Below are 21,542 nucleotides of genomic sequence, written 5' to 3'. Positions count from 1 at the left end.
TTTATTTACCTTTATTCAAGGTCTAGTACTATAAAAAAACAATAATAACCCAAGTTACCGCAATAATTATTAAAGCGACAAATTGCGCAGCACTGCCCATATCTTTGGCAATTTTTGCTAAAGGGTGTTGATCTAAAGAAATTCGGTCTACTACAGCTTCTATGGCAGAGTTGAATAATTCAACAATAATTGCCAATAAGCCGACAATAAGCAGTAGAACATGCTCTATTTTAGAGATATGTAACATACAACTGATTGGAATTAATACTAAATTCAGACAAATGATTTGTCTAAAAGCAGCTTCATTTTTAAAAGCAGATTTAAAACCAGACATAGAGTATTTAAATGCATTGAAAATACGTTTTAGCCCTGTTTGGCCTTTAAGAGGAGAGTACTGACTCATAATAAACACAATTGTCGGCAGTAAAGTAAGTGCTGAGTATGATACCGTGTTCAGTATGAAGTCAAAATGAAATTAGAGATAAAATTCCACTGTCATAGAATATAGTATGTATCTAACGACAAAACTTGCTATGCTCATTTTTTTGTTTTAGTCACACATTTAAAATGTCCCAAAATGCCCATGATTTTTTTATCAAAGACGGTTATCTTACTGGTGTAAGACAAGTGAGCTCACCTAATTTTAATATGAGGCCGAGTGAAGCTGAGATTCAACTTATTGTAATACATAATATTAGTTTGCCTCCTGCACAATTTGGTGGAGGTTATATTGAAGCGTTCTTTCAAAACCGTTTAGATCATAGTCAACACCCCTATTTTAAGCAGATTGAAGGATTACAAGTCTCTGCACACCTCGTGATTTTGCGTACAGGTGAAGTGATTCAGTGTGTAAATTTCAATGATCGTGCTTGGCATGCAGGGCGTTCAAGTTACTTAGGCTTAGAAGAATGTAACGATTATTCAATTGGTATTGAATTAGAGGGGTGTGATGATTTACCGTTTGAATCAGTACAATACGTGGTACTTGCACAAGTCGTGGTATCTTTACAGCGTACTTATCCAAAAATTCAGCAACACTTGGCAGGGCACTCAGATATTGCGCCTATACGCAAAACTGATCCTGGCCCATGTTTTGATTGGGTACATTTTCGTGACTTGGTTGCAAAAGAAAATCAGGCTATTGCTAATTTATAACTGAAAAACTTTTTTTTTTGATTAAAATAGCGACTTTAAAAATAACGAATTAGGAATCACGCATGGCGCTTTGGCGATCGACATTTGTCGTAAGTGCAATGACGATGCTGTCACGTATTTTGGGTTTAGTCCGTGACATGGTGTTGTTAAATGTATTTGGGGCGGGAAAAGAGTTTGATGTATTTGTAGTCGCTTTTCGGATTCCTAACTTTTTTAGGCGACTTTTTGCTGAAGGCGCATTTTCTCAAGCATTTATTCCTGTACTGACGGAATATAAAACTGAACGTTTGCATGCAGAAGTACAAATACTGATTAGTCGGGTTTTTGGTTGCTTGTTGATGCTCATGTCAAGCATTACTTTATTGGCCATGATCATTGCACCTGCAATTATTTATGTATATGCACCGGGGTTTCATGAGCACCCTGAAAAATTTGCGCATGCTGTAGAAATGTTTCGTTTAACTATTCCGTACTTACTATTTATGTCACTGACTGCATTTGCGAGCAGTATTTTAAATAGCTACGATTCTTTTTTTAGTCCTGCCTTCTCACCCGTTTTACTAAACGTGGCCATGATTGCAGGGGCGTGGTGGTTAGCGCCATATATGGAAACACCCATTATGTCCTTGGGGTGGGCTGTGATTGTGGCTGGTATGATACAGCTTGCAATACAGATTCCAGAGTTGTGGCGTAAAAAATTATTGATTACACCTAAAATAGATTTTAAACATGAAGGTGTAAGAAAAATTTTAAAGCTCATGTTACCTGCACTGTTTGGTGTATCTGTGACTCAAATTAATCTTTTACTCAATACCATTTGGGCATCTTTCATGCAAGATGGTTCTGTGTCTTGGTTGTATAGTGCAGAGCGTATGACTGAGTTACCTTTAGGCTTGATTGGGGTTGCGATTGGCACCGTTATTTTGCCATCACTGTCTGCAAGACATGCAGAACAAGACACTGAAAAGTTTAAGGGTATGATTGATTGGGCCGCTCGTGTGATTATTTTGGTGGGTGTGCCTGCAAGTTTGGCACTCTTTATGTTGTCTACCCCGATAATTCAATCCCTTTTTCAACATGGTGAATTTACCCCAAGAGATACGCATATGACTGCACTGGCATTGCAGTCGATGAGTGGTGGGGTATTGGCTTTCATGCTCATTAAGGTATTTGCACCGGGGTTTTATGCGCAACAAGATACGAAAACGCCTGTACGGGTCGGCTTAATTGCAGTGGCGACCAATGCTTTAAGTAATGTTATTTTTATTAGTCTATTTAAATACTTAGATTGGAATGCACCACACATGGCATTGGGTATCTCATCTTCCTTGTCTGCACTGACAAATGCAGGGTTACTGTATTACTTTTTACATACTCGTGGCATTTTCCGTTTTGGTACGCACTGGAAAAAAATTGCCGTGCAGTATGCCATTGCAAATGTTGCTATGGTGGTGGCATTGCTGTGTGGATTACATTTTTACGATGGCACGCTATCGCAGTGGGTACGCATTGCTCAAGTACTGGGTTTATGTATAGTTGGTGTAGTTGCGTATAGTGTGGCTTTATTACTGAGTGGTTTTAGACCAAGACACTTACGCCCATAGCCTTTTGTTATCAGTATGTGTACTGCCCTAAACATATTTGCGGGCAGTATATATTTCATTAATCTGCGACTTTAATCAGTTCAACATCAAAAATAAGTGTGCTGTCTGGGCCAATCGCATCACCTGCGCCAATTGCACCATAACCAAGTTTTGCAGGAATGAAAAAGCGTGATTTGCCACCTTCTTTCATGGTACTCAAGCCTTGAGCGAGTCCTGTAATCACTTCATTCATTTTGAGTGTGACAGGTTGCTGACGTGCAATTGAGCTATCGAATATTGTGCCGTCAATTAAACGACCTTCATAGTTAATAGTCACAGTGCTGTCTTTACTTGGGCTCTTGCCTGTACCTGTGGCGATGGTCATGTATTGGAGGCCAGTTTCAGTTGTAGAAACGCCGGCTTTTTGTGCATTGTCTGCTAAAAAGCGTTCGCCTTCACGCCCATTTTTTTCTGCAGCACGTTGTAGTGTATTTAATTCTTTGGCTTCGGATTGTTTTTTATAACGATTAAGAATTTGAGCCATATCTTGTTCTGATAATACAGGTTGCTTCCCTTTGGCTGCAGTACTTAGACCTTGAATGAATGCATCAAGATTAATGCCTTGTAGGGCCTCAGCATTATTTTTACCCAACAGATAGCCCAAACTATAGCCCGCTTGATCATTTTGAGAGCTATGAGAGGTGATGCTACTATTATTGGTGTTTGCCCAGAGTGCACTAGATACACTGGCAATGGCACATAAGACTAAAATTTTCTTCATGATTGAATGACCCCTAAATTAAAAATGGAGAGCAAAAAAGCTCTCCATCATCTGATTATTTGACTGAGATGAGGTCAACTTTAAAAATCAACACACTATTGGCAGGAATACTACCTACGCTGTGTTCACCGTAGCCAAGTTTTGCAGGCACATAAAGCATAATGCTACCACCTTCTTTAATCAGTGGTAACCCTTCAACCCAACCTGGAATGGTTGATGTTAATGGTAAATCTACAGGCTCTTTACGCTTAAATGAGCTGTCAAATACAGTACCATCAACCAACTTACCTTCATAGTTGACTTTCACTGTAGAGGTTGCTGTTGGTGCTTTGCCTGTACCTTCTTTTAAGATTTGGTACTGTAGGCCAGATGCAGTGGTTTTGATATCAGGTTTTTTTGCATTATCAGCTAAAAATGTCGCATTTTTTGTATTGAGAGATTGTGCTTTTTCTTCTAATGTTTTTTGATAGGCAGCAATGGCATTTTTGATGTCTTCTTCACTATAACGTGCAGGTTTATGTGATTTGCCATCTTCAATTCCTTTCGCCAATTGTTTGCTATCAATTTCTTCAGGGAGCTGTGAACCAAGCTGGTAACCTTGTGTATAGCTAAGAACTTTAATTGGGTCAGTGGTTTTTGCCACTTTTGGTTTTTTGTCTGCTTCGTCATGTTTTGAACAAGCGACAGGTAACAGCGCCATGCCAGTTAGAAGAACTGCAACAGAAACAGGTAAAATCTTACTCATAGTGATATCCTAACATCTACATTTTTATCACACCATTCGATGTGAATTGACTTATGAAACCAAGCATATAACGTATTGTATCGAAACGATATGCTTTTTATGTGAAACCGAGGTAGATAAGTGAAAAAAGCTGTTTGAAAACTGTAAAAAATCTTCAATATTTGAGCCTTTTTTAGCTACATATTTCAAAAACAAGAACTGCAAATTCTGCTATATTAGCGCCTTTGACCATGACATGTTTGGTCATAAAAAAACAAGATTGATATTTAGGACAACCTCATATGTTGCAACACCATCATCTTCACATTGCTGTAGTTGGTTTAGGCTATGTTGGCCTGCCTTTGGCTGTTGAATTTGGTAAACAGGTGGCAACTGTTGGATTCGATATTCAAGAAAAAAGAATTGTCGCATTACGCCAAGGCCATGACCATACGCTAGAAACTTCAAAAGACGAATTGGCAGATGCAAAATACTTACGCTATACCACGCAAATTACAGATTTAACCCTGTGTAACTTTTTTATTGTCACTGTGCCTACACCAATCGATGAGTATAAACAGCCTGATTTAACGCCATTGATTAAAGCCTCTGAAAGCATTGCTACAGTACTCAAAAAAGGTGATGTAGTGGTGTATGAGTCAACCGTGTATCCTGGGGCAACAGAAGAAGTATGTATACCTATTTTAGAGAAAATCTCTGGTTTACGTTTTAACCATGACTTTTTTGCAGGTTATAGCCCTGAACGGATAAACCCTGGCGATAAACAGCACCGTGTCACTAATATTTTAAAAGTGACATCTGGCTCAACTCCAGAGATTGCAGATTATGTAGACTCAGTGTATCAGTTGATTATTACTGCAGGTACGTATAAAGCCACCAGTATTAAAGTGGCGGAAGCGGCCAAAGTGATTGAAAATACGCAACGAGATGTCAATATAGCTTTAATTAATGAGCTGGCCCTGATCTTTAATAAAATGGGTATAGACACCGAAGAAGTGTTACAAGCTGCAGGGACAAAATGGAACTTCTTACCATTTCGCCCGGGACTTGTAGGTGGGCATTGTATTGGGGTTGACCCGTATTACTTGACCCATAAAGCACAGGCGATTGGCTATCACCCTGAAATTATTTTAGCAGGGCGACGCTTAAATGATGGTATGGCAGGCTATGTGGTCACGCAATTGGTCAAAACCATGATAAAAAAACGCATACAAGTTGAAGAAGCGAAAGTATTGGTGTTGGGCTTGAGCTTTAAAGAAAACTGTCCGGACGTCAGAAATACCAAAGTAGTTGATATTGTCAAAGAATTACAAGAATATCATATAGAAGTCGATATTTATGACCCATGGGTTGATGCCAATGATGTGATGCATGAATACGAATTAAGTTTAATTGATATACCAAAACAGCAGTATTATGATGCGGTGGTCTTGGCTGTGGCGCATGATCAGTTTAAAACTCTGACGCAACCACAGATTGCACAGATGGCAAAAGCCAACTTTGTGTTGTACGACTTAAAATATGTGTTGCCAAAGCATGTTGTTGATATTCGTTTGTAGCCATTTATGAAAAAAGTCTACCGTAACTCTCTGTGGATGATGTCTGAAAAGCTATTGTCTATCGTGGGGCTAATTTTTGTGACCTCATTTGTAGCTCGTTATATTGGCCCTGAAAATTTTGGTAAGTTGACTTTTGCTACGTCTATTTTTGCTATTGTGCAAACATTGGCTATGTTTGGCTCGGACAATATTATTTTTCAAAAGACCAGTAAGCGACAGCAAACAGGTGAGCGTATTATTTATGCCACCAAACAAACCCGTAATGTGCTGTATACCCTATTTGCCAGTGTTGTTTTAGCTTACCTATATTTTTCTGTAGATCAGCTAACGTTTATCTTTTCATTGGCCTCTTGTGTAGCGGTATATTTTGCCTTACACGATGTATATAGCATTTACTTTAATGCTACTTTGCAATCGCATTTAAACACCTTGTGCAATGTCACAGCCATTATTGTGAGTCTTGCGGTACGTTATGCGATTGCCGAATGGCAGTTGCCTGTAGCATATTTGAGTATTCCCATTGTATTGGTGGCGTTTATTCCATTTATGATGCGCCGTGTGTTGTTTGAAAAGTACAAAGTGATGCAATCTGGTTTATTGCAACAGCATGCGAAGCAATACCGCCACTATATGCTGGGTGTAGGTAAAAAGTTGGTATTGTATAGTTTATCGATTGCGATTTTTACTAAAACATCGCAGTTATTTTTAGGATTGTCATCACAACATGATTTAGGTATTTACACCGTAGCCATGACGTTGGGGGCAAGTTTTTACTTTGTGTTAAATGCTCTGATTTCATCATTCTTAACGCAAATTTATGCGGAAAAATCATTTGAACGTAGCCAAAATAAAGTAGCACGTTTAAATAGTCTGGTGGCAGGTGTGGCGTTATCTGCACTGTTATTTTTTACATTATTTGGACACTTCATTATTAATTGGCTATACGGCCCAGCCTATGCCGAAGTGAACCATATTTTATTGCCTGCTGTGGTGGTGACCTTATTTTCTGGGCTCTCTACCGTTGCTGAAAAGTATTTGATGAAGTTTAATGCCTATGATTATTTGCATAAAAAAACCATGCTATTGGTGTTGTTTAATGTGTGCGTGACCTATAGTTTTATTCATTTGTATGGTTTAAATGGGGCTATTTTTGCCATTCTTATTACTGAATTAATGTCTCTCACTGTCTTTAATTATTTTTATCGAGGTGGCATGATTTTCAATACGCATGTGCGTATGTTTAAACCCTCGACTTATCTGCATTCGTAGGCACTTTCATGCAACTGAGCTTAATTATTCCTATTTATAAGGTTGAAGCCTACATTGAGGCATGCCTACATAGCGTGTGTATGCAGTTACCATTACACGGCGTTGAAGTGCTACTTGTGAATGATGGCACACCCGATCAGTCGATGCAGTTGGCACGTGCGTATTTGGCACAGCAACAGCATGCAGTACAGCAACGCTTTCAGTGTATAGATCAGCACAATATGGGGCTGAGTGGGGCGCGTAATACAGGGCTTGCACACGCTACGGGGCAGTATGTGGCTTTTCTAGACTCAGATGATTTACTCAAAGCCAACTATTTTGACGAGATCTTAGCAATTTTAAGCCATCATTCAAACCTTGATATTGTGCAGTTTCAAGCGGAGCGTATTAATGATAATGGGGTAGTTTCTCCTTTTTTAACCGCAATGCCTTATACAGGACAACATACGTTAACTGATGATGTATATTTGAGTATATTTAACCGCTCGGCATGGTTTTCTTGGCTTCGTGTGTATAAGCGTGATTTGTTTGATGGAATTTCATTTCCCGTGGGGCGGAACTATGAAGATGCTTACACCACACCATTTTTATTTTTTAAAGCACAGCAGGTGTATTTTAGCTCTGAGATCTTGTTGCAATACCGTATCAACTTACATGGCATTACTGCCACCAAGTCTGAAAAAAATATTAACGATTTAGGGCAGGGGGCAATGCATTATTTGGCACATCTAAAACAATACCCTGTGCTTGCACCCACATTGGTTTCCATTAGTCAGTCGTACATTAATGACAGTATTTCAGCCGAAGGCTACCGCCGTGCGTATGCTCGTTGGTCAACACTGAAACCACAAATTTCTCAAGCCAAGCTAGAGCATACTTTCATACTGAACCGTGGTAATCGTTTGTTTTTGCGTTTTGGGGTGGGTTTTTTAATGTTTGATCGTACTTTGCGTGCTTTGGGTTTAAAATAATGACCAGACAAAAGATCTGTTTTTTGATTGGTAATTTGAATCTGTCAGGGGGTACAGAGCGTGTGACCACGCTATTGGCCAATGCACTGGCACAGCAGGCCAATACAGAGGTACATATTTTAAATATTTATGCAGGTGATCAACCATTTTTCGACTTGTCTGCACGGGTAAAAAACCATGCCTTATTTACCCAAAAAGTGTCGATGAAAAAGCATGCAATCGCGAGCATGTGGAATATTCGCCATTATGTAAAAACACATCAGATTGATACTTTGGTGGTCGTCGATAGTATTTCTTGTGTCTTTACGGTGCCTGCGTTATTCGGTTTAAAGGTCAAACATATTTGCTGGGAGCATTTTAGTTTTCATATTGATCTCAATCAAAAGTTTCGCCGTTGGGGGCGTGTATTGGCCTCACGTTACTGTGATGCCGTGGTCACACTTACCCAACATGACTTAGCCCAGTGGCAACAGCACTTGCCAAAGTATAAGGCATATCTGTGTTGTATTTATAATCCACTGCCATTTGCAGTACAGACCATCACTGCAACTCAGCAACATAAAACAGTACTGAGTGTAGGGCGTTTACGGCATGAAAAAGGCTTTGATTTATTGCTTGAAGCTTGGCGTCTAGTACAAAAAAAATATCCAGATTGGCGGTTACAGATTGTGGGTTCTGGCGTAGAAGAAGCGAACCTATCTGTACAGCGAGAACAGTTGGATTTATCTGGTTCAGTTGAGTTGCATCCTGCCACAGCAGACCTGACGCCGTATTACCAACAGACCTCTATCTATGCATTAAGCTCTCGCTCAGAGGGGTTTGGTATGGTTTTGCTTGAAGCCATGGCTTTTGGTATCCCCATTGTGGCCTTTGATTGTCCTGTAGGGCCGAAAGAAATTTTAAAAACGACGCACAATAGTGTAGTAGAGCCTGAAAATCATATTGCTTTGGCGGAGGGTCTCATGCAATTGATGCAAAACAGCAAACATTATCAAACGTGTGCAGATGCGAACTTAAAAGACGTATCTGTGTATGAAATTGGTCAGATCGTTACACAGTGGCAACGTTTATTTGCTCGGAAAAATTAGCATGAAAATACTACTGCTGATTACAGGGCTTGGCTTAGGTGGTGCGGAACATGTGGTGCTGAGCTTAGCCACGCAACTGATTCAGCGTGGACATGATGTGAAAATTGCCTACTTAAAAGGTCAAGTCACGGCACAGGTTCCTAAACATATAGAATTGTGTGCATTGGGTTTAGATTCTATGTTGGCATTGCCAAAAGTGGTACGCCGTTTTAAACACATTCTTAAAGATTTTCAACCAGATGTGGTACATGCACATTTATTTCATGCCATTATTTTTTCCCGTATGATGAGAAAAGTGAGTGCAATACCTCGCTTGATTTGTACCGCCCATAGTAAAGCCATTGGTGGAACAGCACGGTGTATGTTGTACCGTTATACCAATACGTTGGCCGATTTAAATAGCAATGTCAGCCATGAGGCGACGCAACATTTTATTGCGCAAAGTGCTTTTTCTGCACAGCGTAGTGAGACAGTAACCAATGGTATAGACACGGGTAAGTTTCGGTATAATCATGCATACCGCACACAGTATAGACAGCAGTATGGCGTATCTGAACAAGATGTCGTTTTTATGGCAATTGGGCGTTTTAATGTGGCGAAAGACTACGCCAACCTGATTCATGCTTTTGCCAAATGTACAGCGCTAAAACATAAAAAGCTCTTTATTATTGGTGATGGTGAATTGCGTGAGCAGATCAGCGACTTAATCATGCAACAACAACTGAGTGAACAGGTGATCTTACTGGGTAGGCAGTTCCACGTGGAACACTGGTTGCCTATGGCTGATGTTTTCGTATTGTCTTCAGCATGGGAAGGCTTTGGTTTAGTGGTGGCTGAAGCCATGAGTTGTGAACGCGTGGTGGTGGCAACAGATTGCGGTGGGGTCAAAGAAGTTTTAGCATCGCCACATTGGTTAGTGCCACCAAAAAATAGCCAAGCCTTAGCCGACAAGTTGCTTGAAGCCAGTGCGTTAAGTGGGCATGAAAAGCAGAGGCTTGGGCAACAGCACCGTCAGCAGATTGAAACGAATTACAGCCTTGCACGTATGTGTGATGATTGGCTGGCTATTTATCAAAAGAATGAAGGATAAACAATGACAACCGCGTATCAAGCACAGTGCGAGCAACTACAGCAACAGGCGAAAACATGGCTGATTACAGGTGTAGCAGGGTTTATTGGCTCAAATCTATTAGAAAAACTACTTAAACTTGACCAAATTGTGGTGGGCTTAGATAACTTTGCTACAGGCTTTCAGCATAACTTAGACCAAGTACGGCAGGCGGTTACACCAACGCAGTGGCAACGATTTTCATTCATTCAGGGTGATATTTGCTGTTTGGCTGACTGTGAAGAAGCTTGTACAGGGGTAGATTATGTATTGCACCAAGCCGCCTTGGGTTCAGTACCTCGCTCAATTGAAAATCCGATCGCGACCAATGCGACCAATATAGATGGTTTTTTAAATATGTTGGTGGCGGCTAAAAATGCGCAGGTGAAAAACTTTGTCTATGCGGCCAGTAGCTCAACCTATGGCGACCATGCCGCATTACCTAAGCAAGAAGATGTGATTGGTAATCCGTTGTCGCCTTATGCCGTGACCAAGTATGTGAATGAGCTGTATGCCAGTGTGTTTAAACGCAGTTATGATTTTAACTCGGTGGGGTTACGCTACTTTAATGTATTCGGTCCAAGACAAACCCCCGAAGGAGCATATGCAGCAGTCATTCCAAAATGGACTGCTGCTATGATTGCACAGCACACGTTATTTATTAATGGTGATGGTGAAACCAGCCGAGACTTTAATTTTGTAGATAACGCCGTGCAGGCCAATATTTTGGCTGCCTGTAGCACAGACCCCAATGCCCTGAATCAGATTTATAATGTGGCGGTAGGTGGGCGTACCACTTTAAATGAATTGGTTGAACTACTGAAACAAACTTTGGCGAAGCACGGTGTAAACCATGCACATGCTGTAGTGTATCGAGATTTTCGTGCGGGTGATGTCAAACACTCACAGGCAGATATTAGTAAAATACAGCAACGCTTGGGCTATGTCGCTGAGTTTGATTTGGCACAAGGCATTGAGCGTGCCATGCCTTGGTATATTTCACATTTGCAAGGTTCATCGACGTGAAAAAGTTTTGTATTATTTCTAATGACTTATACACAGTGCGAAACTTAAGGGCAGATTTGCTTTTGGCTTTGGCCGAGCAAGGCAATGAGATTCACATTTTAGCGCCCAATGTGGCTGAGTGCCCGAATGAGCAAGGCTATTTTCAAGGGCTTGGCTTTCATGTGCATGGGTACTTTTTAAAAAAGACAGGCACGAACCCTGTGCACGACAGTAAAGCCATATTTAGTCTATATCAACAGCTTAAGCAAATTCAGCCCAATAAAATTTTAAGTTACACCATTAAACCGGCCATGTATGGCACATTGGCTGCTTATATGGCGGGTATTGGTGAGCGTTATGTACTACTTAGCGGTTTAGGTTTTGCCTTTCAAGAGACCCACACAGGCTACTTTAAATATATTAAAAAAATCTTTGATACTATTTTTTCTTTTGCAATATCTAAAGCCACACGAGTCATTTTTCAAAACCCAGATGACTTAAAATTGATTGCACAATTGGGGTATCTCAAGGGTGTTGCTACAGGGGTAGTGAGTGGTTCAGGGGTAAATATGCAACATTTTCAACGTTGCCCCTTGGTTCAAGATCAAAACAAAAACAACCGTCCCATTTTTGTCATGATTGCACGCTTACTGCGAGATAAAGGCATTTACGAATATATTGATGCCATTCGGCAGGTTAAAAAAAATCACCCCGAGGCTGAGTTTCATTTGGTCGGTTGGATTGATCAAAATCCAGAAGCCATTCCACAGGCTTTACTCGATGATTGGATCAATGAGGGTCTGGTTAAATATTGGGGAAAACTTGACGATGTAAGGCCTGCATTGGCACAAAGCAATATTATGGTTTTGCCATCGTATAGAGAAGGCACGCCACGCTCCGTCTTAGAGGCCATGGCGATGGGTAGAGTGGTCATTACCACCAATGCACCGGGTTGCAAAGAAACCATTGTGGATGGTGTAAATGGCTATCAAGTTTATGTTGCTTCGGCTGATGAGTTAGCAAATGCCATGTTTAAACTGATTGCTCAGCCTCAAGATATGACCCGTATGGGACAGGCTTCATTTGATATCGTCAAAGCACGTTACGATGTCCATTTGGTAAATCAGCAAATGATCACATTCATGCAAGGGACATTTTAATTTGTGTAACATGATTAATCTTTATCTCAATATCGGGTAAAATATCCATCAAAATCCGTCATTTTATTGTAGTAAGACATCATTTATTCACTTTAATGTGTTTAATGAATGGTTGGGGTCATCACCATGTGTAAACGCTTTATTGATATTGTCATTGCATCTATTGCATTGGTGTTGTTGTCCCCTTTATTTTTATATGTGATGTGGAAAGTAAAAAAAAATATGGGCTCCCCCGTGTTTTTTTATCAAGAGCGTCCGGGAAAAAATGGCAAGCTCTTTAAAATGATGAAATTTCGCTCGATGAAAGATGCATATGATCGCAATGGTCAAGCACTCCCCGATGGTGAACGGATCACGCCTTTTGGGCAAAAATTACGTTCAACAAGTCTAGATGAAATGCCACAACTGTTAAATGTAATTAAAGGGGATATGAGTGTTGTGGGGCCACGCCCCATGCTGAAAGAGTTTATAACGCTATATTCACCTGAACAAGCCCGCCGTTTATTGGTACGTCCAGGGATGACAGGGTTGGCTCAAATTAGTGGGCGTAATGAATTAGATTATGACGCACGTTTTAAACTCGATGTGTGGTATGTTGATCACAAAAATATATTGATTGATTTCAAAATTATGTTTAAAACAGTATGGGTGATGCTAAAAAAAGAAGGTGTGAACGCACCAGGTCATGTAGGGCCTTCGTTGTTTAAAGGAAATGCCTCAGATGAGTCAAAAAAAGAGCGTTAATACAGTCACCTTAAATATTATTAATGAAGCAAAGTAGAGTTGTTATGATTACAAAAGCCATTCTTCCTGTTGCCGGTTTAGGAACACGTTTTTTACCTGCCAGTAAATCAATTCCAAAAGAAATGGTTACGGTGGTTGATCGCCCTGCTATTGAATATGTAGTTAAAGAAGCAGTTGCCGCAGGAATCAAGCAAATTATTTTAGTGACACATTCATCAAAAGCATCTATCGAAAATTATTTCGATCGTAATTTTGAGCTAGAAACTTCACTTGAAAATAAGAAAAAATATGACCTATTGGCTGAAATTAAAAATATTGTGCCCAGTGATGTGTCTATTGTGAGCGTGAGACAACCACAGCCACTGGGTTTAGGCCATGCGGTGCTGTGTGCTAAAGATATTGTGGGTGGGGAGGATTTTGCAGTACTTCTACCAGATGTATTGGTGAAAGATAAAACCGAGCACAGTGACCTTGCACAAATGGTTGAACGCTTTAAGCAAACTCATGCTGCACAAATTATGGTTGAAGCTGTACCTGATCATTTGGTTAATCAATATGGTATTGTTGATGTCGCTCAGTCACCTGCAGTGGGCCAAAGTGTAAAAATGAAAGGTATTGTTGAAAAGCCAGCCATTGATCAAGCACCCAGTAATTTGTCAGTCATTGGCCGTTACGTACTACCAGCTAAAGTCATGAAAATTTTAGAAACGACACCAAAAGGTGCAGGTAATGAAATTCAGTTGACAGATGCGATTGCTCAGCTACAAACTGAAGAAACCGTAGAAGCATTTCGTATGCAAGGTCAAACCTTTGACTGTGGTAGTAAACTGGGGTACTTAAAAGCGGTTTTACACTATGGTGTATCTCACCCAAAATTGGGTGCAGACTTTCAACACATGATTAAAGAACTTCAATTATAATAAAAGGTGAGTCATGAAAATTGCTGTTTATGGCACAACATTACATGCAGGCGTCATGGCGAGCTTATTTGCAGAGTATGGGCACCAAGTTTTTTGGTGTCAGTACCCCACAGATAAAGACTTCTGTTCGGTAGTTTATCAAGATAAAGCCGTCAATGAGCTAATTAATAAACAAATCATTCGAAAAAGTCTACAGATTTGTGTGGCTTGCGATATTCCCATGTCAGTAGATGTGTACTTTTTTGCATTTAATTCGAATGAATACACATTGGCTCAACAAGTACTAAAAGATATTCAAAATAAACCGGTGATTCATCCTAAACTCATGGTGAATGGATCCAGTTTTGGTTTAGAAGGCACTAAAAAACTACAAGCGATTGCGACGAAAGACGATTGGTGCTATTTACCAGATATGGTACAAGAAGGTAATACTTTAGACAGCGTGACTAAAGTTGAGCATATTGTGATTGGTATCGATGGTGATATCGCAAAACAAAAAATAAAAGAAGTGTTACGCCCCTTTTATAATGCCAATCATCATTACTTATTTATGCCTATTTTAGATGCTGAATTTACGAAACTCAGCGTGTCAGGCATGCTAGCAACACGTATTAGTTACATGAATGATTTGGCACAAGTGGCTGAAAAGCTTAATGTTGATATTGCCAATGTTCGTTTGGGGCTTGGTGCTGACTCTCGAATTGGCTCATCATATATTGCCCCTGGTGTGGGTTTTGGTGGAGAAAATTTTTCTCAAGATATACTTACACTTACGCAAACCATTGAAGAAACAGGCATTAAAAGCGATTTGCTAGAGCAAGTGTGGGCCATTAATGAACAACAAAAAGAACTGTTATTTCGAAAATTGTGGCGATACTACCAATGCGATTTAAAAGGAAAAACGGTTGCAATTTGGGGCGCATCATTTAAAGAAAATACACCACGTATTAATTTTTCACCGATTCATACCATGCTAGAGGCATTATGGGCGCAGGGGGTGACGGTACAATTACATGACCCTGAAGCATTACCACTGATTGCAAAAAAATATGGGCCACGTAGCGATTTAATATTATGTGAATCTCGCTATGAAGCTGTAGAAAATGCCGATGCCTTATGTTTACTGACGGCATGGAAACAATATTTAAGCCTAGACTACGCGCGTCTACATCAGCTCATGAAGCATCCACTGATTCTTGATGGCCGTAATGTTTATGATGCAGCTTATGTGAAATCGCAAGGCTTTGCATATGAAGGAGTTGGAAGAATATGAGCGATCAAATTACCCGCTTTCCAAAAGAAGCCATTAACACACCCTATAATCATTTAAAAAAACGTGCAGATGAACTTGCCTCTATACATTTAACAGATTTATTTCAACAAGATCACCAACGATTTGACCATTTTTCTCTAGCACTTGAAGGTTTAACATTAGATTATAGTAAGCAACGTGTTGATCAGTCGGTTATGGATCAATTGATGGCATTTGCTAGACAACAAAAGTTAGATGTTTGGATTAAAAAATTATTTTCTGATGAAAAAATTAATTATACCGAACAGCGTGCAGTCATGCATTGGGCACTGCGGTTGCCTAAAAATACGGTAGCGCATACTGCTGTTGCGACACAAGTACACGAACAGCTAGAGCGGATGTATAAGCTTGTTGATAAAATTCATGCAGGCCAATACCGTGGTGTGACGGGTGAAGTGATTCAAGATGTGGTCAATATTGGTGTGGGAGGTTCAGATCTTGGCCCGCTCATGGTCAGTCATGCTTTATCTGATTTTAAAGTGAATACAAAAAATGCGTTAAAAATGCATTTTGTTTCAACGATGGATGGCACACAACTTTCTGATATTTTGCATCAAATACGCCCTGAAACCACACTGTTTATTGTGTCATCGAAGTCATTTGGTACTATTGATACACTGTCCAATGCACAAACTGCACGTTTGTGGCTACAAAAAGCGTTAGGCGATGATGATAAAGTGGTGAAGAGTCACTTTGTTGGTGTATCTACTAAACCTGAAAAAATGACTGCATGGGGCATTGCGCCGCATTGTCAATTTAAACTATGGGACTGGGTCGGTGGTCGTTACTCATTGTGGTCTTGTATTGGTTTACCAATTGCTCTGACTATTGGAGTAGAGGGCTTTAAAAGCTTTCTATCTGGGGCTTATGCAGTAGATCAGCATTTTCAAAATGCGCCTTTTGAGCAAAATATGCCTGTGATTTTGGCACTATTAGGTGTTTGGAATACGAATTTCTTAAGTATTCCAACGCATGCAGTTTTGCCCTACGATGGACGTTTAAAGTACTTTACATCGTACTTGCAACAGCTGGAAATGGAATCAAATGGTAAAACTATCCAAAGAGATGGCAAAAAAATAAAACAAAATACCTGTCCAATTATATGGGGTGAAGTGGGACCAAATGCACAACATGCATTTTATCAATTGCTACATCAGGGCACACACTCTGTCAGTTGTGATTTTATTGCCCCTGTACAACGCTATAATGCAAAACAATTTACCTATGCAGACAATGCTGAAGCCTTAGTTACACAGCATCATTTAGCACTTTCAAATTGTTTGGCACAAGCTCGACTATTGGCTTTTGGCAATGATGTTTTGGCCAAGGATGAAATGGATCATTTACCTGACTATCAGCAATATGAAGGTAATCGACCAAGTAGCACCATGCTCATGAATGAGTTAAACCCATATAGTTTGGGTATGATGATTGCGCTGTATGAGCACAAAGTGTTTGTGCAATCTGTGATTTGGAACATTAATGCTTTTGACCAATGGGGGGTTGAAAAAGGCAAAGAAATTGCCAATCAGCTCTTGCCAGTGCTCAATGGCGACTCAACTGATTTATCACAATTTGATGCTTCTACCCGTGGCTTGTTGGAAATATTACTAGGAAAAAGTCATGGCTAATATTTTAGTGACAGGTGGTGCAGGTTTTATTGGTTCGCATACCTGTTTAGCATTGCTCGAAGCGGGGCATGACGTAGTTGTTATTGATAACTTAAGCAACAGTTCTGTGAATGCATTACAGCGGGTAGAACAGTTGGCAACACGTTCGCTGATTTTTGTCGAAGGCGATATTCGTGATGAGGTGGTGTTAGATCAGATTTTTACACAGCACAAAATTGATGCCGTCATTCATTTTGCTGGGTTAAAAGCTGTTGGGGAAAGCCAACAATTTCCATTGTCTTATTTCGAGCACAATATCGCAGGCAGTATTTGCTTATTTAAGGCTATGGAAAAAGCAGGTGTTTTTCGTATTGTCTTTAGCTCATCGGCAACAGTGTATGGTGACCAACACCCATCACCACTCAATGAGTCTATGCCAACAGCCATGCCAAATAATAACTATGGCTATACCAAATTAGTGGTTGAGCAGTTACTAGAAAAACTTGCGATTGCAGATTCACGTTGGTCGGTTGCTTTACTGCGTTATTTTAATCCAGTTGGAGCACATGCCAGTGGTCAAATTGGTGAAGATCCACAAGGTATACCGAATAACCTCATGCCGTATGTGACTCAAGTTGCTGTAGGTAAGCGAGATAAGTTAGCTATTTTTGGAAATGATTACAACACACCTGATGGTACAGGTGTACGTGATTATATTCATGTGGTGGACTTAGCGAGTGCTCATTTATGTGCTTTAGATTATCGCTTAAAAACGACAGGCTGTAGAGCATGGAACATTGGTACGGGGGAGGGAGTCTCTGTATTAGAGATTAAAAATACTTTTGAGCAAGTCAATGGTATTGATATTCCTTTTACATTTTCACCGCGTAGAGCCGGTGATGTTGCCGTGTGTTTTGCAGATAATCAACGTGCATTAGATGAGTTAGGCTGGATTCCAAAACATAACTTACAAGATATGCTTAAAGACAGTTGGCATTGGCAAAAGCAAAATCCTAAAGGATATAACTCGTAATTTGAACCATAAAAAAACGCAGCCAAAGCTGCGTTTTTTATTGCTGCTTCATTTTAAGCAGTAATTAATGCGGTTACTTCGTCTACATAAGACTCTACAGAGCGACCCGCTGCTTCTGCACGAACTTCAATATTGAGGCGCAGAAGTGGTTCCGTATTTGATGCACGAATATTTAAACGCCATGTGCCAAAATCTAAACTTACACCATCTGTTTTATCAATACTTGGCTGTGCTACTGCATAATGATCGAAAATACGCTGAATGACAGTTTGGGTATCTGACACTTTAAAGTTAATTTCACCACTGCATGGAAATTTCGCAATCATGTTTTCAACTAACGAAGACAATGATTGCTGTGTTTCAGATAACAGCGCAGATACGAGTAACCAAGGAATCATACCGCTGTCGCAGTAAGCAAAGTCACGGAAGTAGTGGTGAGCACTCATTTCACCGCCATACACTGCATTTTGCTCACGCATGACTTGCTTAATAAATGCATGGCCTGATTTAGACTGTACAGCTACGCCTTCATATTTTTCAACAATATCGAGTGTATTCCAGACTAAACGTGGGTCATGTACAATTTTTTCACCACTTTTTTGTAGTAAAAAGGCTTGTGCTAATAGACCGACAATATAGTAGCCTTCAATAAACTGACCTTTTTCATCAAATAAGAAACAGCGGTCAAAGTCGCCGTCCCATGCGATCCCCATATCTGCTTTATGCTTGAGCACGGCTTCAGACGTGCTCGCACGATTTTCAACCAATATAGGGTTAGGAATTCCATTTGGGAATGTACCATCTGCTTCGTGATGAATTTTTATAAATTCAATCGGAATATTTTTTGTTTGAAATTGTGTTTCTAAAGCATCAATCACATGGCCTGCAGCACCGTTACCTGCATTGACCACCAATTTAAGTGGTCGAATTTTTTCAGGCTCAATATAGGTCAGTAAGTGTTCAACAAATTCAGGCAAAATGTTATATGTTGTCGTGATGCCTTTGTGAGCCACCTCTTCAAAGGTATTTGACTCTGCTAAGGCTTGAATCTCTTTTAAGCCTGTATCTGCACTAATTGGGCGAGAGTTTTCTCGAACCAATTTCATACCGTTATAGTCCATTGGGTTGTGGCTGGCAGTCACTTCAATACCACCTTGTACATCTAGGTGAAATGCACCGAAGTAGACTTCTTCAGTCCCTGTCATGCCTAGGTCTAGTACATTTACCCCTGCATCATTGAGCCCTTGAATAGTGGCTTGCTTTAGGCTTTCACTGCTTAGACGGACATCGCAACCGACAACAATTTGTTTTGGCTTATAAATTTGACCGTATGCACGGCCGACTTTGTACGCAACATCTTCATTAAGTTCAGTTTCTAGTTTGCCTCGAATATCATAGGCTTTAAAACAGGTCAGTTTTGTCATGGCTTTTTCTGTTGGTTATGATCTGTACATAGAGCCTTGATTATAACGAGCATTGAGTCACTTGTAAGTATAAAAAATCTACACTTTATAAAAGTTCAACATAATATTGCAGTATTAGACAATACTATGAATTATCAGTAAATATTTTCGGCTTGAAAAGGGTGTGAGTCATATTAGGTAGGTTAAAATGATGTGTTAACACCTCGGTTTTATAAAAATTAAAAGTACTTAGAAAAGCATAAGTGACTCAGATGTTGGTTGCTCTGATCTTGGGTGCCAAAAAATTAACCTGTAGTTGCTATCATCATGCATAAAATCTCAAGCAAATTCACCTTTAGAAATTGCTTTAAAGACACTCCAGTTTTAAATAAAACTTAGGTGACTCAACAGGAATTATTACTTTTTTAATGAGTGACATAATGCATCATTTAGATTCCTTGTAAAATTTAGGTATAATTTATTTTTATTGAAAATCTAAATTTTAGTCAAATTATCCATAATATATAAATTAATCTAACTAATTGATAAAAAAGTAATTAAATTAATCTTTGTGATTCTATTAACTAATTGTGTAATTTTTTGTTGACCTATTCACAGCCCATGAGTACATTAACCCACGTTTTAAATGGGCATATCAAAAAATTGTCATAATAACTGATGTGCTTGATCTTTCCATTTCTAAGGAATAGTGTGCGAATTCGTGCAATATTGCTTAGACAAAGTAAGTAAGGTTTTGAGTCTATGAAAAAAATAAAGATTAGTCTGGCATGGCAGATCTTAATTGCTCTGGTGTTGGGCGTGATTGTTGGTGCAATTTTGCATGATCAACCCGACATAAAAGACTACATTATAACTAACTTTCTCAAGCCTGCAGGCCAAATTTTTATTAGCCTGATTAAAATGATTGTAGTACCTATTGTAATTTCTACACTCATTTTAGGAATTGCTGGGGTAGGCGATTCAAAGAAATTAGGAACATTAGGCTTAAAAACTATTCTTTACTTTGAAGTGATTACGACTGTTGCAATTATTTTAGGTATTTTTCTTGCAAACACGTTCCAGCCTGGTCACGGTGTGGATATGTCGCTACTTCATAAAGTCGATATTTCACAATATGAACATACCACAGAGCAAGTTCAGTCTGGTACGCATAGTTTTGTGCAAACGATTTTATCTTTAATTCCTTCAAATATTTTTAGTGCGATGGCAAATGCACAAATGTTACCGATTATTTTCTTTTCGGTAATTTTTGGTGTGGGTTTATCTGCGCTACCAAATGAAACAAAGCAACCTTTACTTGATGTTATGAAGTCGGTTTCTGAAGCAATGTTTCGTGTGACACACATTGTAATGATGTATGCCCCGATCGGTGTGTTTGCATTGATTGGTGTGACTGTAGCAAGCTTCGGCTTTTCATCATTGGTACCATTGGCAAAATTAGTGATTTTGGTCTATGCCGCAATTTTAATTTTTGGTTTAGGTATTCTTGGCCTTGTCGCAAAATTCTGTGGCCTAAATATCTTCACAATTATTAAAATTTTAAAAGACGAGCTGATTTTGGCATTTTCAACTGCCAGTTCAGAAACAGTACTGCCGCGTATTATGCAAAAAATGGAAGCATACGGTGCACCAAAAGCAATTTCTAGCTTTGTTGTACCGACAGGTTATTCATTTAATTTAGATGGTTCTACGCTGTACCAAAGTATTGCTGCAATCTTTATTGCACAGCTATACGGTATTGATTTATCTCTGACACAAGAAATTGTTTTAGTACTGACTCTCATGGTGACTTCTAAAGGCATTGCAGGTGTACCTGGTGTATCTTTTGTTGTATTACTTGCGACCCTTGGTTCAGTCGGTATCCCTCTTGAAGGTCTTGCATTTATTGCGGGTGTTGACCGTATTTTAGATATGGCACGTACTGCATTAAATGTGATTGGTAATGCACTTGCTGTGCTAGTAATTAGTAAGTGGGAAAAACAGTTCGATGCTGAAAAAGCAAAAGCATATGAGCTTTCAATGAAATAATAATAGCGCTTAACGGTGTAAAAAAACGGTTCATTATGAACCGTTTT

At 39.5% G+C, this 21,542-nt stretch carries 19 protein-coding genes; 15 read left to right on the top strand and 4 right to left on the bottom strand.

Annotated features, from left to right (window positions below):
• Window positions 1-28 precede the first annotated feature (28 nt).
• The gene (locus BLS38_RS11155) at window positions 29-403 is read right to left on the bottom strand and encodes a diacylglycerol kinase (RefSeq protein WP_092749611.1); all 375 of its coding nucleotides are present in this window, start codon (window positions 401-403) and stop codon (window positions 29-31) included.
• A 164-nt stretch (window positions 404-567) separates the two neighbouring features.
• On the opposite strand from BLS38_RS11155, the gene ampD reads away from it, so the two are divergent.
• Together ampD and murJ are read left to right on the top strand one after the other, a co-directional pair.
• Window positions 568-1,155: a 1,6-anhydro-N-acetylmuramyl-L-alanine amidase AmpD gene (gene ampD, locus BLS38_RS11150; RefSeq protein WP_092749609.1), complete on the top strand. Its 588-nt coding sequence runs from the start codon at window positions 568-570 to the stop codon at window positions 1,153-1,155.
• Between the two features lie 62 nt (window positions 1,156-1,217).
• Window positions 1,218-2,759, top strand: a complete 1,542-nt coding sequence (gene murJ, locus BLS38_RS11145) for a murein biosynthesis integral membrane protein MurJ (RefSeq protein WP_092749607.1) — start codon at window positions 1,218-1,220, stop codon at window positions 2,757-2,759.
• 58 nt (window positions 2,760-2,817) lie between these two features.
• Here the strand turns inward: murJ and BLS38_RS11140 are convergent, their stop codons facing one another.
• Complete coding sequence (locus tag BLS38_RS11140; RefSeq protein ID WP_092749605.1) at window positions 2,818-3,519, bottom strand: FKBP-type peptidyl-prolyl cis-trans isomerase; 702 nt, start codon at window positions 3,517-3,519, stop codon at window positions 2,818-2,820.
• A gap of 55 nt (window positions 3,520-3,574) precedes the next feature.
• The gene (locus tag BLS38_RS11135) at window positions 3,575-4,264 is read right to left on the bottom strand and encodes an FKBP-type peptidyl-prolyl cis-trans isomerase (RefSeq protein ID WP_092749603.1); all 690 of its coding nucleotides are present in this window, start codon (window positions 4,262-4,264) and stop codon (window positions 3,575-3,577) included.
• 281 nt (window positions 4,265-4,545) lie between these two features.
• Between BLS38_RS11135 and tviB the strand changes: the two genes are divergently transcribed.
• From tviB to galE, 12 genes are all read left to right on the top strand, one after another.
• Window positions 4,546-5,823, top strand: a complete 1,278-nt coding sequence (gene tviB, locus BLS38_RS11130; RefSeq protein WP_092749601.1) for a Vi polysaccharide biosynthesis UDP-N-acetylglucosamine C-6 dehydrogenase TviB — start codon at window positions 4,546-4,548, stop codon at window positions 5,821-5,823.
• Window positions 5,824-5,829: 6 nt separating this feature from the next.
• On the top strand, window positions 5,830-7,092 hold the full coding sequence (locus BLS38_RS11125; protein WP_143230135.1) for a lipopolysaccharide biosynthesis protein: 1,263 nt from the start codon (window positions 5,830-5,832) through the stop codon (window positions 7,090-7,092).
• Window positions 7,093-7,100: 8 nt separating this feature from the next.
• Window positions 7,101-8,063: a glycosyltransferase gene (locus BLS38_RS11120; protein ID WP_092749599.1), complete on the top strand. Its 963-nt coding sequence runs from the start codon at window positions 7,101-7,103 to the stop codon at window positions 8,061-8,063.
• Entirely contained in the window at window positions 8,063-9,151 is a 1,089-nt protein-coding gene (locus tag BLS38_RS11115) for a glycosyltransferase family 4 protein (RefSeq protein WP_092749597.1), read from the top strand. Before BLS38_RS11120 ends, BLS38_RS11115 begins: the two co-directional genes overlap by 1 nt.
• Window position 9,152: 1 nt before the next feature.
• Entirely contained in the window at window positions 9,153-10,241 is a 1,089-nt protein-coding gene (locus BLS38_RS11110) for a glycosyltransferase (RefSeq protein ID WP_092749595.1), read from the top strand.
• A gap of 3 nt (window positions 10,242-10,244) precedes the next feature.
• Window positions 10,245-11,285 carry an NAD-dependent epimerase/dehydratase family protein gene (locus BLS38_RS11105; protein WP_092749593.1) on the top strand — a complete coding sequence of 347 codons (1,041 nt, stop codon included), beginning with the start codon at window positions 10,245-10,247 and terminating at the stop codon, window positions 11,283-11,285.
• On the top strand, window positions 11,282-12,424 hold the full coding sequence (locus BLS38_RS11100; RefSeq protein ID WP_244518290.1) for a glycosyltransferase family 4 protein: 1,143 nt from the start codon (window positions 11,282-11,284) through the stop codon (window positions 12,422-12,424). Before BLS38_RS11105 ends, BLS38_RS11100 begins: the two co-directional genes overlap by 4 nt.
• A 126-nt stretch (window positions 12,425-12,550) precedes the next feature.
• Window positions 12,551-13,168: a sugar transferase gene (locus BLS38_RS11095; RefSeq protein ID WP_092749665.1), complete on the top strand. Its 618-nt coding sequence runs from the start codon at window positions 12,551-12,553 to the stop codon at window positions 13,166-13,168.
• Window positions 13,169-13,212: 44 nt separating this feature from the next.
• Entirely contained in the window at window positions 13,213-14,088 is an 876-nt protein-coding gene (gene galU, locus BLS38_RS11090) for a UTP--glucose-1-phosphate uridylyltransferase GalU (RefSeq protein WP_092749663.1), read from the top strand.
• 13 nt (window positions 14,089-14,101) lie between these two features.
• A complete protein-coding gene (locus tag BLS38_RS11085; protein ID WP_092749591.1) occupies window positions 14,102-15,361 on the top strand; it encodes a nucleotide sugar dehydrogenase in 1,260 nt (419 codons plus the stop codon).
• The gene (gene pgi / locus BLS38_RS11080; RefSeq protein WP_092749589.1) at window positions 15,358-17,031 is read left to right on the top strand and encodes a glucose-6-phosphate isomerase; all 1,674 of its coding nucleotides are present in this window, start codon (window positions 15,358-15,360) and stop codon (window positions 17,029-17,031) included. Before BLS38_RS11085 ends, pgi begins: the two co-directional genes overlap by 4 nt.
• The gene (galE, locus tag BLS38_RS11075; RefSeq protein WP_092749587.1) at window positions 17,024-18,043 is read left to right on the top strand and encodes a UDP-glucose 4-epimerase GalE; all 1,020 of its coding nucleotides are present in this window, start codon (window positions 17,024-17,026) and stop codon (window positions 18,041-18,043) included. Before pgi ends, galE begins: the two co-directional genes overlap by 8 nt.
• 53 nt (window positions 18,044-18,096) lie before the next feature.
• On the opposite strand, the gene BLS38_RS11070 is transcribed toward galE, so the two are convergent.
• The gene (locus BLS38_RS11070) at window positions 18,097-19,467 is read right to left on the bottom strand and encodes a phosphohexomutase domain-containing protein (protein ID WP_092749585.1); all 1,371 of its coding nucleotides are present in this window, start codon (window positions 19,465-19,467) and stop codon (window positions 18,097-18,099) included.
• Between the two features lie 741 nt (window positions 19,468-20,208).
• On the opposite strand from BLS38_RS11070, the gene gltP reads away from it, so the two are divergent.
• Window positions 20,209-21,495 (top strand): glutamate/aspartate:proton symporter GltP, encoded by a 1,287-nt coding sequence (gltP, locus tag BLS38_RS11065; RefSeq protein ID WP_092749583.1) that lies wholly within the window; start codon window positions 20,209-20,211, stop codon window positions 21,493-21,495.
• The last annotated feature ends 47 nt before the right edge of the window (window positions 21,496-21,542 follow it).

Source organism: Acinetobacter boissieri, from assembly GCF_900096955.1.
GTDB classification, from domain to species: Bacteria; Pseudomonadota; Gammaproteobacteria; order Pseudomonadales; family Moraxellaceae; genus Acinetobacter; species Acinetobacter boissieri.
Note: the sequence above shows the minus strand (reverse complement) of the source record. Positions and strands in the feature narration are given on the sequence as shown.